Source organism: Pseudomonas sp. AC463, from assembly GCF_979253585.1.
Window position 1 is genome coordinate 152,533 of record NZ_CEEDDZ010000014.1, and the last position, 15,209, is coordinate 167,741.

Genomic DNA, 15,209 nt, shown 5'->3' on the forward strand with positions numbered 1-15,209 from the left:
ACATTTCGATTTGTGAATACTTTTAAATGTGGGAGCTGGCTTGCCTGCGATAAGGGCGACTCGGTCCTACTGAATCTCCTCCGGCTTAACAATCACCCAGTTCTTGTCCGCCGTCACCGGCAAGCCTTCCTTGGCCTGCGCCGCCGCGTGCTTGGCCATCATGCCGTTGAGTTGGGTCATGTATTTGTCCTTGCGGTTGATCCACAAGTGGATGCCGCCCTTGGCCACGTCCACATCGTGGAACAGCATGTAGCCGTCGCTGGTCGGTGTGTCGCCGCCGACGATCACCGGTTTTTTCCATTCGTCGATGTAAGTGAGGATCGCCGCGTGCTTGCCGGCCATCCAGGTCGCCGGGGTCCACAGGTAGGGGGTGAGTTCGAGGCCGAGGTTGGCCTTCTCGTCATATTTGCCGGCGCTGATTTGTTTGCGCGCGGTGGTCAGGTCGCCGGTTTTGCGGTCCTTGAGCATCGTGGTCACGCCGATGACGTTCTCGGGTTTGACGTTGTAGCCGTACTTCGGATCGGCCGCGACCATGCGCACCAATTCTTCCGAGGCGGCGGTCATCACATACACCTCGATGCCGTTTTCCATCAGTTTGTTGTACAGCTCGGCCTGGCCGGTGAAGACCTTGGGTGGCTGCACCTCGGATTTTTTCACCACGTCGCCTTCAAAGTAGCTGACCGGCACCGGCTTGCCGGAAGCCATCAGCTCGTCGACCTGGACCTTAAGTTCCTTGAGGGTGAACCCGGAAAAGATCTGCGCCACCCACGGGTAGCAGACCATGTCGTCGACTTCACACAGGCGGTAGTAGTAGCTGAACAGGCTTTCCTTGTGGTCGGCGGTGTCTTTGAACGGAATCAGCTTCAGCGACGGGTCCATGGTTTCGCGGGTGATCAGGCCCTTGTTTTCCATGTAGGGCAGCAGGGACTCTTCGAGGTCGTAGCGGTAGCTGGTGTTGTCCATGTCGAAGACCGCGTAGTTACCCTTGTTGGCATTGGCGGCGATCATTTCGTTGAGTTGCTTGGCGGCCGGCGCCGGCCAGTGTTTCAACTCGGTGGCGGCGAACGCCTGGCTGGCGAGCCCCAGACAAAGTGCGGCGGATACCAGTAGTTTCGGCGCGAGCTTCATAGGCGTTGTCTCCCTGAGTGAAAGACATCGACGCTAACAAATCCCTGTGACAATTCCCACGTTGAGCGCGACCGCGTGCGTCCTGATCCCGCCAACGGCATACGCCTGAGCGTCAAGCGCTTATTCCAAAAACGACAGTCATCATTCGATATCGGTATTAAATCATTATATTTCAAGCTGTTACGCTTCCCGGTTCGCAATCGCAGGCTCACGCGATTGGCTGCCTTCTCAACGGAGCTTCAATGAATCTGCCCCTGATTCTCAACTTACTGGTGTTCGTGGCCCTGCTGCTGGGCCTGGCACAAACCCGCCGTACTAACTGGAGCCTCGCCAAGAAGGTCTTGTTTGCCCTGGTCCTGGGCGTGCTGTTTGGTACGGCATTGCACACGATTTACGGCGACGGCAACCCGGTGCTCAAGGCCTCCATCGGCTGGTTCGATCTGGTTGGCAATGGTTACGTGCAACTGCTGCAAATGATCGTGATCCCGCTGGTATTTGCCTCGATCCTGAGTGCCGTGGCACGCCTGCATAACGCCGCGTCCCTGGGCAAAATCAGCTTCCTGACCATCGGCACGCTGCTGTTCACCACTGCGATTGCGGCGCTGATCGGTATCGGCCTGACCAACTTGTTCGGCCTCACCGCCGAGGGCCTGGTGGCCGGCACCCAGGAAATGGCGCGCCTGCAAGTGATCCAGAGTGATTACGCGGGCAAGGTCGCCGACCTGAATATCCCGCAGTTGCTGCTGTCGTTCGTGCCGGCCAACCCATTTGCCGACCTGGCCCGGGCCAAGCCGACGTCGATTATCAGCGTGGTGATTTTCGCCGCGTTCCTGGGGGTTGCCGCGCTGCAACTGCTCAAGGACGACGTGGAAAAAGGCCAGAAAGTGCTCAACGCCATCGACACCCTGCAAGCCTGGGTGATGCGCCTGGTGCGCCTGGTGATGAAGCTCACGCCGTACGGCGTATTGGCGCTGATGACCAAGGTGGTCGCCGGCTCCAACCTGCAAGACATCATCAAGCTCGGCAGTTTTGTGCTGGTGTCGTACCTGGCCCTGGGCCTGATGTTTATGGTGCACGGCCTGCTGCTGTCGCTGGCCGGGATCAACCCGCTGCGCTTCTTCCGCAAGGTGTGGCCGGTGCTGACCTTTGCCTTCACCAGCCGCTCCAGCGCAGCGGCGATCCCGCTGAGCATCGAGGCGCAGACCCGCCGCCTGGGCATCCCGCAATCCATCGCCGGTTTCGCCGCCTCGTTCGGCGCGACCATCGGCCAGAACGGTTGCGCGGGCCTCTACCCGGCGATGTTGGCCGTAATGGTTGCGCCGACCGTGGGCATCAACCCGCTGGACCCGCTGTGGATCGCGACCCTGGTGGCGATTGTGACCCTGAGTTCGGCCGGTGTGGCGGGCGTGGGTGGCGGGGCGACGTTTGCCGCGCTGATCGTGCTGCCGGCCATGGGCTTGCCGGTGTCACTGGTGGCGCTGCTGATTTCCGTGGAGCCGCTGATTGATATGGGCCGCACGGCGCTGAACGTGAATGGTTCGATGACGGCGGGGGCGATTACCAGCCAGGTCATGGGGCAGACGGATAAGGCGCTGCTGGATGCGGATGAGCATGCTGAGTTAGCGCAGGCCTGATAGACCGCTATCGGCGGCAAGCCCTCTCCCACACTTTGAAAGTATTCACAGATCAAAATGTGGGAGGGGGCTTGCCCCCGATGCTTTTAGGCCTTTTCCCACACCTCAAAGTTGTAAGCCGGCTTATCTCCCTCAGCCGGATTCTCCAGGTTCGACACCAGCTTCCACTGGCCCCGATCAAACTCCGGAAACCACGCATCCCCTTCCGGGCTCAACGCCACACGCGTCAGATACAGCCGATCCGCCTGCTCCAGCCCCTGCGCATACAACTGCGCGCCGCCGATCAGCATCAGCTCGTCCACGCCCTGCTCCAGCGCCCAGGCTTCGGCCCGCTCAACTGCGGCTTCCAGTGACGGAAAAACTTCCGCACCTTCCAACGCCAAGTCGGTCTGACGGCTAACCACGAGGTTCAAGCGCCCCGGCAGCGGTCGACCCAAGGAATCCCAGGTCTTGCGCCCCATGATGATCGGCTTGCCGAGCGTGGTGGCCTTGAAATATTTGAAATCCCCCGGCAAATGCCAGGGCATGCTGTTGTCGACGCCGATCACACGGTTTTCACCGAGGGCTGCGATCAGGCTTAAAGGGAGAGTTTTTTTCATGCCGACGAGAATACCAGAGCAACGACCCAGCGGTTATGCTCCAACCTCACCAGCTCAACAGGACGGCGCGTGACTGCACTGAACCCGCTGCAAAAACTCTGGCTGACGGAAACCGTGCGCCTGCGTGAAGAACACGCCGGCGCCCTGGAAGACTTGGAAGCCAACCGCCTGGCCCGCACGGCCGGTGGCGACTTGCCCACGCGCATCCAGCAGCGCGCCCTGCACCTGGCCGAGCGCGATGGCCTGACCGCCGCCCTCGCCCGCTGGCTGCAAGGTGCACGGTTGGCGCTGGTGCTGCTGGCGATCGTCGCCGTGGTCAGCGGTGCCGGCCTGGCCTTTGCCGCGCTGGGCAATGGCTTGAACCCGGTCAATGTGTTCTGGGCCCTGGGCAGCCTGCTTGGGTTGAATCTGATTTTGCTGATCAGCTGGGCCCTCGGGCTGCTGTTTGCCGGCGAACACAGCGCCAGCCTCGGTCGCCTATGGTTGTGGCTCAGCGAAAAACTCGCCCGCGACGCCAAGGCCGCCCAGCTGGCGCCCGCGCTGCTCTTGCTGTTGCAGCGCCAGAAGCTCAATCGCTGGGCGGTGGGCGTGCTGGTCAACAGCCTGTGGTTGCTGGCGTTGCTCAGTGCCCTGGTAATTCTTCTTACACTGCTCGCCACCCGCCGCTACGGCTTTGTGTGGGAAACCACCATCCTCGGCGCCGACACCTTTGTGGCCGTGACCCAGGCCCTCGGCGCCCTGCCCGCCTTGCTTGGCTTTAACGTGCCGACGGTGGAGATGATCCGCGCCAGCGGCGACTCCGCGCTGAATATCGAAAGCGCCCGCCAGGCCTGGGCCGCCTGGCTGGTCGGGGTGCTGCTGGTCTACGGCCTGCTGCCCCGGCTGGTACTCGCGCTGCTGTGCCTGTGGCGCTGGAAAACCGGGCGCGACACATTGCACCTGGACCTCAACCTGCCCGGCTACAGCCAATTGCGCGAACGCCTGATGCCGAGCAGCGAGCGCCTGGGGGTCAACGATGCCGCGCCGCAACAGCTGCACCACGTCAGCGGCGGGGTCAGTGAACTGGAAAGCGACGGCGCCCTGTTGGTGGCTATCGAACTGGACGACCAGCACCCCTGGCCTCCCAAATTGCCGGCCAAGGTGAACAACGCCGGCATCCTCGACAGCCGCGAATCACGCAACAAGCTCCTGGAGCAACTTAGCCGCTTCCCGCCCGCACGCCTGGCCATCGCCTGCGACCCAAGGCGCTCGCCGGACCGGGGCAGCCTGGCACTCATCGCCGAACTCGCGCGCAGCGCCACGGCCACCCGCGTGTGGCTGCTGCAGGCCCCGCCCGGCCAGGCGCTGGACGCCGAGCGCCTGGGCGATTGGCACGCCGCGCTGCAACAACTGGAGCTGCCCTTCGCCGACTGCGCGCCGCTGAACTGGCTGGAGACCGGTCATGACTAAACCGCTGAAACTCGCCGTGGTCGGCCACACCAACGTCGGCAAGACCTCGCTGCTGCGTACCCTCACCCGTGACGTCGGCTTCGGCGAAGTCTCCCATCGCCCCAGCACCACGCGGCATGTGGAAGGCGCGCGGCTGTCGGTGGACGGCGACGCCTTGCTGGAGCTCTACGACACGCCCGGCCTGGAAGATGCCATCGCCCTGCTCGACTACCTGGAACGCCTGGACCGCCCCGGCGAACGCCTCGATGGCCCGGCGCGCCTGGCGCGTTTTCTGGAAGGCAGCGAAGCGCGCCAGCGGTTCGAACAGGAAGCCAAGGTGCTGCGCCAACTGCTGGCCTCCGACGCTGGCCTGTATGTGATCGACGCCCGCGAACCGGTACTGGCCAAGTACCGCGACGAGCTGCAAGTGCTGGCCAGTTGCGGCAAGCCGCTGCTGCCGGTGCTCAACTTTGTCAGCAGCAGCGACCACCGCGAGCCGGACTGGCGCGAAGCCCTGGCCCGCCTCGGCCTGCACGCCTTGGTGCGCTTCGACAGCGTGGCCCCACCGGAAGACGGCGAGCGGCGCCTGTATGAAAGCCTGGCCCTGCTGCTGGAAAACGCGCGGCCCCAGCTTGAACGGCTGATCCTTGATCAAGAGGCCCAACGCCAGGCCCGCCAGCAAAGCGCCGCGCGCTTGATCGCCGAACTGTTGATCGACTGCGCGGCGTGCCGACGCAGTGTGGTCACTGAAGATGAGCAACAAGCCATCGGCGATTTGCGCAAGGCCGTGCGCCAGCGTGAACAAAAGTGTGTGGAAGCGTTGCTCAAACTGTTCGGCTTCCGCCCGCAGGACGCCGCCGCCAGCGACTTACCCTTGCTGGACGGGCGCTGGGGCGATGACCTGTTCAACCCCGAAACCCTCAAGCAGCTCGGCGTGCGCGTCGGTGGCGGGATCGCTGCCGGTGCGGCGGCCGGTGCCGGTGTGGATCTGTTGGTCGGTGGCCTGACCCTCGGCGCCGCCGCGCTCGCAGGCGCCATAGCCGGTGGCGCGCTGCAAACCGCGCGCAGCTACGGCAGCCGTCTGCTCGGCAAGCTCAAGGGCCAGCGCGAGCTGACCGTCGACGACAGCGTGTTGCGCCTGCTCGCCCTGCGCCAGCGCCAGCTGCTCAAGGCCTTGAACCTGCGCGGCCATGCGGCGATGCACAGCATCAAGGTCGACACGCCCCAAGACAAAACCTGGCGCGAAGGCAAATTGCCGGACGCGCTGCACAAGGCCCGCGCCCACCCGCAATGGTCGTCCCTCAACCCTCACGCCAGGCTCAGCCATGCCGAGCGCCAGGAACAGGTCGAAGCCCTGGCCCGGCGCCTCGACGAAACCTAGGCCGCGAGCAGCTGCCGAGCCTTGGCCTTGAGTACTTCCAGGTCGAGCAGCGGCACGTGCATGGCCTTGGCCTGCTCGTCCCAGTGGCGCATGCGCAGGCTGACCTGGCACAGCGGGTCTTGCTCAAAGGCCTGGGCCTCCTCGGCCGTCATCACGCCGCCCTGGTAAACCAGGGTGCGGCGGCTGGCCTCGCTCAGGCGCGCGTAGTAGTCCGGTTGGCTGAACGTCAGGTAGCGCTTGGCTTGCACGTGGTATTCCACCAGCTTGGCCATGCGTTCGCTGAAGCCCGCGCGCCGGAGGTAATCGGCGCCCAGCCGCTCATGGCTGACCACGCCGTAACCGCCCATGTTCTCGCCACCCTCGCCACAGATATGCCCGATATCGTGGAAGAACGCCGCCAGCACCACTTCATCGTCAAAGCCCTCGGCCATCGCCAACTGCGCGGCCTGGGACATATGTTCGATTTGCGACACCGGCTCGCCGATGTAATCCGCCGTGCCGTGCTGCTCATACAAGCCGAAGACCTCGGCAATCGCCTGTTCCGGGTTCATCACGCGGCTCCCCACAGTGTTGTGATATTGCGCTCGGCCAGCGCCGGCCCGACGCTCATGCCGACGCCGGTGTGCATCAACGCCGCACTGACGCCGGGGGCCGCTTGCAGGAATGAAAACGGCCCCGGCCCACGCGAACCATAGACGCCCTGCCAGCGCTCGACCACCTGGATCCTGCAGCCCAGGGTTTGTTCGGCCAGCTCGATCATCCAGTCATCGACCTGCTCGGCGTTGAACGGCACGGCATCGCTGCCGTAATGATGGGAGTCCCCGATAATCAGTTCGCCATGGGGCGTGGGGCTGATCAGCAGGTGAATCCCGTGTTCATGCAAGTGCGGCGTCTCGCGCAGGATCTGCGCCTGCACCGGCGCGGCTTGCGGCAGGTCGGCGAAGGCGCCGTAGTGCACGCAGCTCAGGCCCGTGAGCAAGGCGTGTTGCAGGTTCAGGTTGAGCGCAGGCCGCGCGCGCAGCATTTGCAGGCGGCAGATTTGCGGGCTGAGTTCGGCCATCTGCTCGGCCAGCAGGGTCTGGTAGTCGTGGCCGGAGCACACAATGATCTGCTCGCCGCGAAAGCTGCCTGCGGTGCTGTGCAATTGGCCCGGTTCAACATCGCGCACCAGGGTGGAAAAGTGAAACTCTACGTTCATTTCCTGGCTCAGGTAGTTGATCAGCGCCGGGATCGCCTCGCGCGAATACAGCTGCTGATCGTCCTTGCCGTGCAGCGCGGCGCGGTGATGGCGGAATTGGCCGCCGTACAACTCCTTGAGTGCCGCGCCTTGCAGCAGATCGACGTTGTAGCCGTGTTCTCGGGCGCGACCGGCACAGAAGGCTTCAAGCAGATGCTCTTCGGCCTCGGTGCGGGCGAACAAATACGAGCCATTGCGCTTGAGCTGGATGCCGGCCGCCTGCGCCCAGTGGCCCCAGATATCGCGGCTCTGGCGTGCCAGGTCGAGCATCGGGCCGGGGGGTTGGCCGGTGACCAGGGCCTGGCCGAAGTTGCGCACCGAGGCGCCCAACGGCGTGGCGCTGCGTTCGAAGACCTTGACCTTGAGGCCGCGCTTGGCGGCGGCGTAGGCGTGGGAGAGGCCGAGGATGCCGGCGCCGATGATCAGTAGGTGTGTCATGAAGTGATGTCCTGTATTCAAGACCGCTATCGGGGGCAAGCCCCCTCCCACATGTTGATTTGTGAATACCATCAAGTGTGGGAGGGGGCTTGCCCCCGATGAGGCCATCAGCCCTAAAGAAAACCTTACTGCCCCGCCACCTTCTCCGACTTACCGTCATACCGCTTGCGCCACTCAGCCAAAATGCTGTCGCGATTCTTCGACGCCCAGGCAAAGTCATTCTTGATCAACCGCTGCTCATAATCCGCCGGCAATTCAGTCTGCGGCTTGGCAATCCCCGGCTGCGCGAGCACGGCAAAGTTATCCTTGTACAAGTCCATCGCCGCCGCGCTGGCGGAGAAATCCGCAAGCTTTCTGGCGGCGTCAGCATGGGCCGTGCCCTTCATCACCGCAGTGGCTTCAATGTCCCAGCCCAGGCCTTCTTTGGGCAGGATGATGTCCAGCGGCGCGCCCTGGCGCTTGAGCTGCACCGCCGGGTATTCAAACGAAATACCAATCGGGAACTCCCCCGACGCCGCCAGCTTGCACGGCTTGGAACCGGAGTGAACGTACTGGCCGATGTTCTGGTGCAGATCGTCCATGTATTGCCAGCCCTGCTTCTCGCCGAAGGTTTGCAGCCAGGCGCTCACGTCCAGAAAGCCGGTGCCCGACGAGGCCGGGTTGGGCATCACGATCTTGCCCTTGTACTCGGGCTTGGTCAGGTCCTGCCAGCTCACCGGTTTGCTCAGGCCCTGTTTTTCGGCTTCGACGGTGTTGAAGCAGATGGTCGCAGCCCACACGTCCATGCCGACCCAGGCCGGTGGGTTGGCGGCGTCGCGGTAGTTCTTGCCGATCTTGTCCAGATCCTTTGGCGCGTAGTTATCCAGCATGCCCTGCTGGTCGAGGATCGCCAGGCTGGAGGCGGCCAGGCCCCAGACCACGTCGGCCTGCGGGCGGGCTTTTTCGGCCAGCAGCTTGGCGGTGATGATGCCGGTGGAATCGCGTACCCACTTGATTTCAACGTCCGGGTTGGCTTTTTCGAAGGCCTGTTTATAGCTCTTCAACTGCTCGGCTTCGAGGGCCGTGTACACGGTCAGCTCGGTTTTTGCGGCGAAGGCATTCAGGCTGAACGCGGTGAGTACGGCAGCGGCCAGGGCCAGGGGCTTGAACATGGAGCACCTCCTTCAGGGATGTTTTATTGGCCGGGCGCGGTCTGGCGCCAGGCTTGGGAGCGGCGCAACGCGCCACGTGAGGCCCACGCCAGCAGCAGCGATACGCCGGCCGAAGTGAACAGGATCAGGGTCGACATGGCCGCCGCGCCGCCCACGTTGCCGGCGTCGTCCATGTTCAACACGGCGACGGCGGCGAGGATGGTGTCGGGGCTGTAGAGGAAGATCGCGGCGGACACGGTGGTCATCGCCGACACGAACAGGTAGCGCACGATATCCAGCAGCGCCGGCAGGCAGATCGGCACGGTCACTTTCAAGTAATGCCGGTAAAGCGGTGCTTTGAGGGACAACGCGGCGGCTTCGAATTCGGCGTCCAACTGGCGCAGCGCGGTGGTGGCGGTCATCTGTGCGGTGGTCAAATAGTGAGCAATGGTGCACACCACCAGCAGGGTCATGGTCCCGTAGAACACATGCAGCGGGTTGCCGTTGAGATTGAAAAAGAACACGTAGCCCAGGCCCAGCACCAACCCCGGCACGGCCATCGGCACAAAGCTGAGCATGCGCAGCGCCAGGTTGAGGCCCTTTTGGCCCTTGGTTTTTTCCATCAGGTAGGCGCCGGTGAAAATCAACACACTGCCGACCAATGCCGTGCACAGGGCCATGGTCAGGCTGTTGCGATAGGCCAGCCAACCGCCGCCGGCCGTGTCTTCAAACTGGTAATGGCTGAGGGACAGCGACAAGTTGTACGGCCAGAATTTGACCAGCGAGGAGTACACCGCCATGCCGAACACCAGCAGCAACACGGCGCAGATCAGCAGCACGATCGCCAGGTAGCAACCATCCCTTGCGCGCGACGGCGCCGGCTGGAACACCTGGGCGCGGCCGCTCATGGAGTCGCCATGCCGGCGGCGCAGCCAGGCATCCACGGCAAAACTGAACAGCGCCGGCAGCAGCAACACCATGCCAATCAACGCGCCGCGCCCGAACTGCTGCTGGCCGACCACCGCCTTGTAGGCTTCCAGCGCCAGCACTTGATAGTCGCCGCCGACCACCACGGGCACGCCAAAGTCGGTGATGGTCAGGGTGAACACCAGGCAAAACGCGGCGAACACGGCCTGGCGCGTGGCCGGCCAGGTGATGCTGCGAAACGCCCGCGCCGGGCTGGCGCCCATGCTTGAAGCCGCATCGAAAAGACGTGCATCTGCCAGGGACAGCGCCGACAGCAGAATCATCAAGGCGTGTGGGAAGGTGTAGATCACTTCGCCAAGCACAATGCCCCAGAAGCCGTAGATATTGTCCGAGAGCAAGCCGCGCAACATCCCCTGGTTACCGAACAGGTACACCAGCGCGATGCCGGGCAACATTGACGGCGCCATCAGCGGCAACAGCGACAGGCCGCGCCAAATAGCTTTACCGGGGATCAATGTGCGTTGCAGGGCGTAGGCAAACAGGTAGGCCAGCGGTACGACGATGGCCGCCACGCTGAGGGAAACTTTCAGGCTATTGCCCAGCAGCCAGTGAAAGTTTTCGCTGGCGAGCATTTCCCGCGCGGCCACCAGGCCACCGCCCTGCCCGGCCTCGCTGCTGAAGCCACGCCAGAAGATCGCCAGCAACGGCAGCAACACGGCGATGCCCAGCAGCACCAGCCACAACAGCTTGCCGCCGACGACAAAAAGGCGGTCACCGATTTCGGCACGGGACACTTGGCGCGGCGCTGTCATTACAGCGGCCATCTCAGGCAAACACCTGCAGGCTGCGCGGCGGCAAGGCCACCCAGATATCCTGGGCACCCAGGCGTGGCATGGCCTCCGGAGCCAGTTCGGCCAGCAGCGGATGGCCGGGCAGTTGCTCCAGCTCAAAGCTCATGCGGCAACGGTTGCCGAGGAAGGTGATCTCGCGAACCTTGGCCGGGAACAGGTTTTCTTCATGCACCGGCGGGTTGACGCTGATGGCTTCCGGGCGGCAGAACAGGCGGCCGGACTTGGCCACGCCGGCATCGTCGGCCAGGCGCATGTTCATCCCGCCGACCTGGGCGTGGCTGGCGCTGTTGCGGCTGAACGGCAGCCAGTTGCCCTGGCCGACAAACTCCGCCACGAACGGCGTGGCCGGCCGGTCGTAAATCTCCTGGGGCGTGGCGTATTGCTCGACCTTGCCGTTGTTCATCACGGCGATGCGGTCGGCCATCAGCATGGCTTCGTCCTGGTTGTGGGTGACCATCAGCGTGGTGATGCCCAAGCGCCGTTGCAGTTGGCGCAGCTCGGTGCACAGGTGCTCACGCACACGGGCGTCGAGGGCCGACATCGGCTCGTCCAGCAGCAGCAACGAAGGCGCCGGTGCCAGCGCGCGGGCCAGGGCCACGCGTTGCTGCTGGCCGCCGGAGAGTTGGCCGGGGTATTTCTTTTCGCTGCCGAGCAGCCCTACCAGTTCGAGCATCTGGCCGACCCGCTGGCGCACTTCATCGCGACCGCTGCCGGTGAGGCCGTAGCCGATATTCGCTTCCACGCTGAGGTTGGGAAACAGCGCGTAGGACTGGAACAGAATGCCGTAGTCCCGCGCCTGGGGTGGCAGTAGGGAAACGTCGCGGTTGCCCAGGTAAAGTTCGCCGCTGTCCTGGCGCTCCAGGCCGGCGATGCAGCGCAGCAAGGTGGTCTTGCCGCAGCCCGACGGGCCCAGCAGGCACACCAGCTCGCCGGCAGCGACGTCCAGGGACACGTTGTCCAGCGCGGTGAAGGCGCCGAAGCGTTTCTGGATACCGCGCACCTTCATGGGCGCGCCGGGTTGGGTCAGGGCTGTGTGCATGGTGGCACCTCATCGAGCGGATGAAGGCCATGCTAGGGGGGCAATGCTTCCCTGGTGTGGCAGAAAGGCAAAAGGGAGTGATAGTGGTATTGGTGGATTTGGGTAGGGGTCAGGGAGGTGGGGTGTCTGGACTACCGCTATCGGGGGCAAGCCCCCTCCCACATTTTGATCTGCGAACACATTCAAGTGTGGGAGGGGGCTTGCCCCCGATGAGGCCCTCAGAGCGGCGACATCTCCTGCGCCAACCCCAGAAACGCCGCCGGCAGCCGCGCGCCCTTTCTCTCCTTGAGGCAGTACAAATACTCCGGAATCTGCGGCGCATTCTCAATCGTCAGCACCCGCAGCTGCGGATCATGGGGCACTTCCTGGCGGGCAATAATGCTGATGCCGATATTGCGCAGCACCGCCTCGCGAATCGACTCACGGCTGCCGATTTCCAGCAGCGGCCCATGACTCACGCCAGCCCCCTGCAACAACTCTTCGGTCAGCCGCCGCGTGGTGGAGCCCGCTTCGCGCATCAACAAGGTGTGCCCGGCCAATGCGGTGAGCGGCACATGGTCAAGCGCCGCGAGGGGATGGTTACGATGCACTGCCAGCACCAGCGGGTCGGTGCCGAGGACGCGGCGGATCAGGCGCGGGTCTTCCAGAAGTTGCGAGGAGGCGGCGACGTCGACGCGGTAGTCATCCAGCGCTTCCAGCACTTGCTGGGAGTTGCCGATTTCCACCGAGACTTCCACCTGAGGCAGGCGCTCGCGAAAGGCTTTGACCAGATCGAGAATGTAATACGGCGCCGTCGCGGCAATCCGTAAGGCGCCCTGGACCTGGCCGTTGTTGCGCAGGAAAAACTCGATATCCGCTTCCTGCTGCAACAACGCCTTGACCATCGGCAACAGCCGCGCGCCTTCGTCGCTGACGGTGAGGCGGCGCCCGCCGCGGTAGAACAGCTCAACGCCGTACTGGCTTTCCAGGTTGCGAATCTGGGTGGTGACCGTGGGCTGGCTGAGGCCGAGTTTTTTCGCCGCCTGGGTGATGCTGCCCAGGCGGGCGACCATGAAAAACGCCTTCAACTCGGCACTCAGCACAAAACCCTCTCATCCTCTATTTGCGCAACAGGCGCAGGCCATTGAACACCACCAGCAGGGCCACGCCCATGTCGGCGAACACCGCCATCCACATAGTGGCCATGCCCATGAACGTGATCGCCAGGAAGATCGCCTTGGTCACCAGCGCCAGGGTGATGTTCTGCTTGAGGATACTCGACGTTTGCCGCGACAAACGAATGAAAGCCGGAATCTTGCGCAAATCATCGTCCATCAGCGCCACGTCGGCGGTCTCGATGGCGGTGTCGGTGCCGGCGGCAGCCATGGCAAAACCGATCTCGGCGCGGGCCAGGGCCGGGGCGTCGTTGATGCCGTCGCCAACCATGCCGACGCGACGGCCTTGGCCGTAGAGGGCTTCGATGGCTTGCAGTTTGTCGGTGGGCAACAGGTCGCCCTGGGCCTGGTCGATGCCGACCTGGGCGGCAATCGCCTGGGCGGTATGGGTGTTGTCGCCGGTGAGCATCAGGGTCTTGATGCCCAGGTCGTGCAGTTGCTGGATGGCTTCGCGGCTGCTGTCCTTGACCGTATCGGCCACGGCGAACAGCGCCAGCGGGCCGGATTTGTCGAGCAGCAGCACCACGGACTTGCCTTGTTTCTCCAGGGCGAAGAGTTTCTCTTCCAGCTCCGGCGAGCACAGCCCCAGGTCTTCCACCAGGCGGTGGTTGCCCAGGTGGTAGGTTTGCCCGTTGATATCGCCGCGCACCCCGCGACCGGGCAGGGCCTCGAAGTTATCCACAACGTGGCTCGGCAGGTTTTTATCCACAGCCGCCTTGGCAATTGCCAGCGACACCGGGTGGTCGGAACGCCCGGCCAGGCTGGCGGCCAGGGCCGGCGCACTGTCTTCGACGGTGGCAAACAGCGCCAGGTAATCGGTTTGCACCGGCTTGCCGTGGGTGATGGTGCCGGTCTTGTCGAGGGCGAGGTAATCAAGCTTGTAACCGCCCTCCAGGTACACGCCGCCCTTGATCAAAATGCCTTTGCGCGCCGCTGCTGCCAAGCCGCTGACGATGGTCACCGGGGTGGAAATCACCAAGGCGCAAGGGCATGCAACCACCAACAGCACCAGGGCGCGATAGATCCAGTCAAACCAGGCGCCGGCCATGAACAGCGGCGGGATCAGCGCCACGCCGAGGGCAAACAGGAAAACCGCCGGGGTGTAGATTTTCGAGAAGCTGTCGACGAAACGCTGGGTCGGTGCGCGGGCGCCCTGGGCCTGTTCCACGGCGTGAATGATGCGCGCCAGTGTCGAATTGTTGGCCGCTGCCGTGACTCTGTACTCCAGGGAGCCCGCCTGGTTGATGGTGCCGGCGAAGACTTTGTCGCCCACGGTCTTCTCAATCGGCAGGCTTTCACCGGTGATCGGCGCCTGGTCGATGGTGGATTGGCCGGCAGTGACTTCACCGTCCAGGCCGACGCGCTCACCGGGCTTTACTCGGACGATGGCGCCCAACTCGATGCTTTTGACTTCCTTTTCAACCCAGCTGCCGTCAGCCAACTGCACCGTGGCCTGCTCCGGGGCCATCTGCATCAAGCCACTGATGGCATTGCGCGCACGGTCCAGGGACTTGGCTTCGATCAACTCGGCCACGGTAAACAGGAACATCACCATCGCCGCTTCAGGCCACTGGCCAATCAACACCGCGCCGGTGACCGCGATGCTCATCAGCGCGTTGATGTTCAGGTTGAGGTTTTTCAGGGCGATCCAACCCTTTTTATAGGTGGTGAGGCCGCCGCTGAGGATCGACACCAACGCCACGATGGCAATCACCCAAGTAGGCGCGACGCCAGTGAAGTGCAGCACTTCGGCGCCCACCGCCCCCACGCCCGACAACGCCAACGGCCACCAATGTTTCTTGGCCGGTGGCGCGGCAGCAGGCGCGCCCTCTTCGATAGGGTCGGCCTGCATGCCGATGGATTTGATCGCGTCGATGATCGGCGCGGTGCTCGGCAGGTCGTGGGTGACGCCGAGGATGCGGTTGATCAGGTTGAATTCCAGCTGCTGCACACCGGGGAGCTTGCCCAGCTTGTTCTGGATCAGTGTCTGCTCGGTGGGGCAGTCCATGGCTTCGATGCGAAAGGTGCTCAGGCGCGAGCCGGCGGTAGGCGCTTCGCTCAGCGTCACCACAGCGGGTGCGGCCTTGCTTGCACAGCAGGAACCGCCATGGCCGTGATCGTGCACAGGCGTGAGTTTCTTGGGGTCGTGCTCATGTGTATGCGGGGTGTGGATGGAATCGCTCATGGTGTCGCGTCCGTAAAGGTGCCTGTTGCCAAGTAAAGACCCTGTAGCCACTATAGGGTCAAGCACCCATTTGGAGAT

The 15,209-nt window shown here is 63.6% G+C and carries 12 protein-coding genes; 3 read left to right on the forward strand and 9 right to left on the reverse strand.

What is annotated here, in order from left to right; translation table 11 throughout:
• Positions 1-66: 66 nt before the first annotated feature.
• Positions 67-1,128: a haloacid dehalogenase-like hydrolase gene (locus tag AC0IYH_RS18885; RefSeq protein ID WP_116626854.1), complete on the reverse strand. Its 1,062-nt coding sequence runs from the start codon at positions 1,126-1,128 to the stop codon at positions 67-69.
• 242 nt (positions 1,129-1,370) lie between these two features.
• Between AC0IYH_RS18885 and AC0IYH_RS18890 the strand changes: the two genes are divergently transcribed.
• Positions 1,371-2,762, forward strand: coding sequence for an L-cystine transporter (locus tag AC0IYH_RS18890; protein WP_471835685.1), 1,392 nt, complete (start codon positions 1,371-1,373; stop codon positions 2,760-2,762).
• 86 nt (positions 2,763-2,848) lie between these two features.
• Here the strand turns inward: AC0IYH_RS18890 and AC0IYH_RS18895 are convergent, their stop codons facing one another.
• Entirely contained in the window at positions 2,849-3,361 is a 513-nt protein-coding gene (locus tag AC0IYH_RS18895; protein ID WP_122774593.1) for a dihydrofolate reductase, read from the reverse strand.
• Between the two features lie 69 nt (positions 3,362-3,430).
• Between AC0IYH_RS18895 and AC0IYH_RS18900 the strand changes: the two genes are divergently transcribed.
• Entirely contained in the window at positions 3,431-4,810 is a 1,380-nt protein-coding gene (locus AC0IYH_RS18900; RefSeq protein ID WP_471835687.1) for a DUF2868 domain-containing protein, read from the forward strand.
• Entirely contained in the window at positions 4,803-6,170 is a 1,368-nt protein-coding gene (locus tag AC0IYH_RS18905) for a DUF3482 domain-containing protein (RefSeq protein WP_471835689.1), read from the forward strand. The genes AC0IYH_RS18900 and AC0IYH_RS18905 overlap by 8 nt, the downstream gene beginning before the upstream one ends.
• Here AC0IYH_RS18905 and AC0IYH_RS18910 read toward each other — a convergent pair.
• The 7 genes from AC0IYH_RS18910 to AC0IYH_RS18940 all read right to left on the reverse strand — a co-directional run bounded on the left by AC0IYH_RS18910 (position 6,167) and on the right by AC0IYH_RS18940 (position 15,131).
• Positions 6,167-6,721 carry a phosphonate degradation HD-domain oxygenase gene (locus tag AC0IYH_RS18910; protein ID WP_471835691.1) on the reverse strand — a complete coding sequence of 185 codons (555 nt, stop codon included), beginning with the start codon at positions 6,719-6,721 and terminating at the stop codon, positions 6,167-6,169. The genes AC0IYH_RS18905 and AC0IYH_RS18910 overlap by 4 nt on opposite strands.
• A complete protein-coding gene (locus AC0IYH_RS18915; protein WP_122774589.1) occupies positions 6,721-7,845 on the reverse strand; it encodes a TIGR03364 family FAD-dependent oxidoreductase in 1,125 nt (374 codons plus the stop codon). Before AC0IYH_RS18915 ends, AC0IYH_RS18910 begins: the two co-directional genes overlap by 1 nt.
• Positions 7,846-7,970: 125 nt before the next feature.
• Positions 7,971-8,996 (reverse strand): putative 2-aminoethylphosphonate ABC transporter substrate-binding protein, encoded by a 1,026-nt coding sequence (locus AC0IYH_RS18920; protein ID WP_116626861.1) that lies wholly within the window; start codon positions 8,994-8,996, stop codon positions 7,971-7,973.
• A 23-nt stretch (positions 8,997-9,019) separates the two neighbouring features.
• A complete protein-coding gene (locus AC0IYH_RS18925; protein WP_471835694.1) occupies positions 9,020-10,726 on the reverse strand; it encodes a putative 2-aminoethylphosphonate ABC transporter permease subunit in 1,707 nt (568 codons plus the stop codon).
• A 1-nt stretch (position 10,727) separates the two neighbouring features.
• Complete coding sequence (locus AC0IYH_RS18930) at positions 10,728-11,792, reverse strand: putative 2-aminoethylphosphonate ABC transporter ATP-binding protein (protein ID WP_122774587.1); 1,065 nt, start codon at positions 11,790-11,792, stop codon at positions 10,728-10,730.
• Between the two features lie 218 nt (positions 11,793-12,010).
• Positions 12,011-12,874: a LysR family transcriptional regulator gene (locus tag AC0IYH_RS18935; protein WP_116626864.1), complete on the reverse strand. Its 864-nt coding sequence runs from the start codon at positions 12,872-12,874 to the stop codon at positions 12,011-12,013.
• A 16-nt stretch (positions 12,875-12,890) separates the two neighbouring features.
• Positions 12,891-15,131 (reverse strand): heavy metal translocating P-type ATPase, encoded by a 2,241-nt coding sequence (locus AC0IYH_RS18940; protein ID WP_471835697.1) that lies wholly within the window; start codon positions 15,129-15,131, stop codon positions 12,891-12,893.
• Positions 15,132-15,209: the final 78 nt, after the last annotated feature.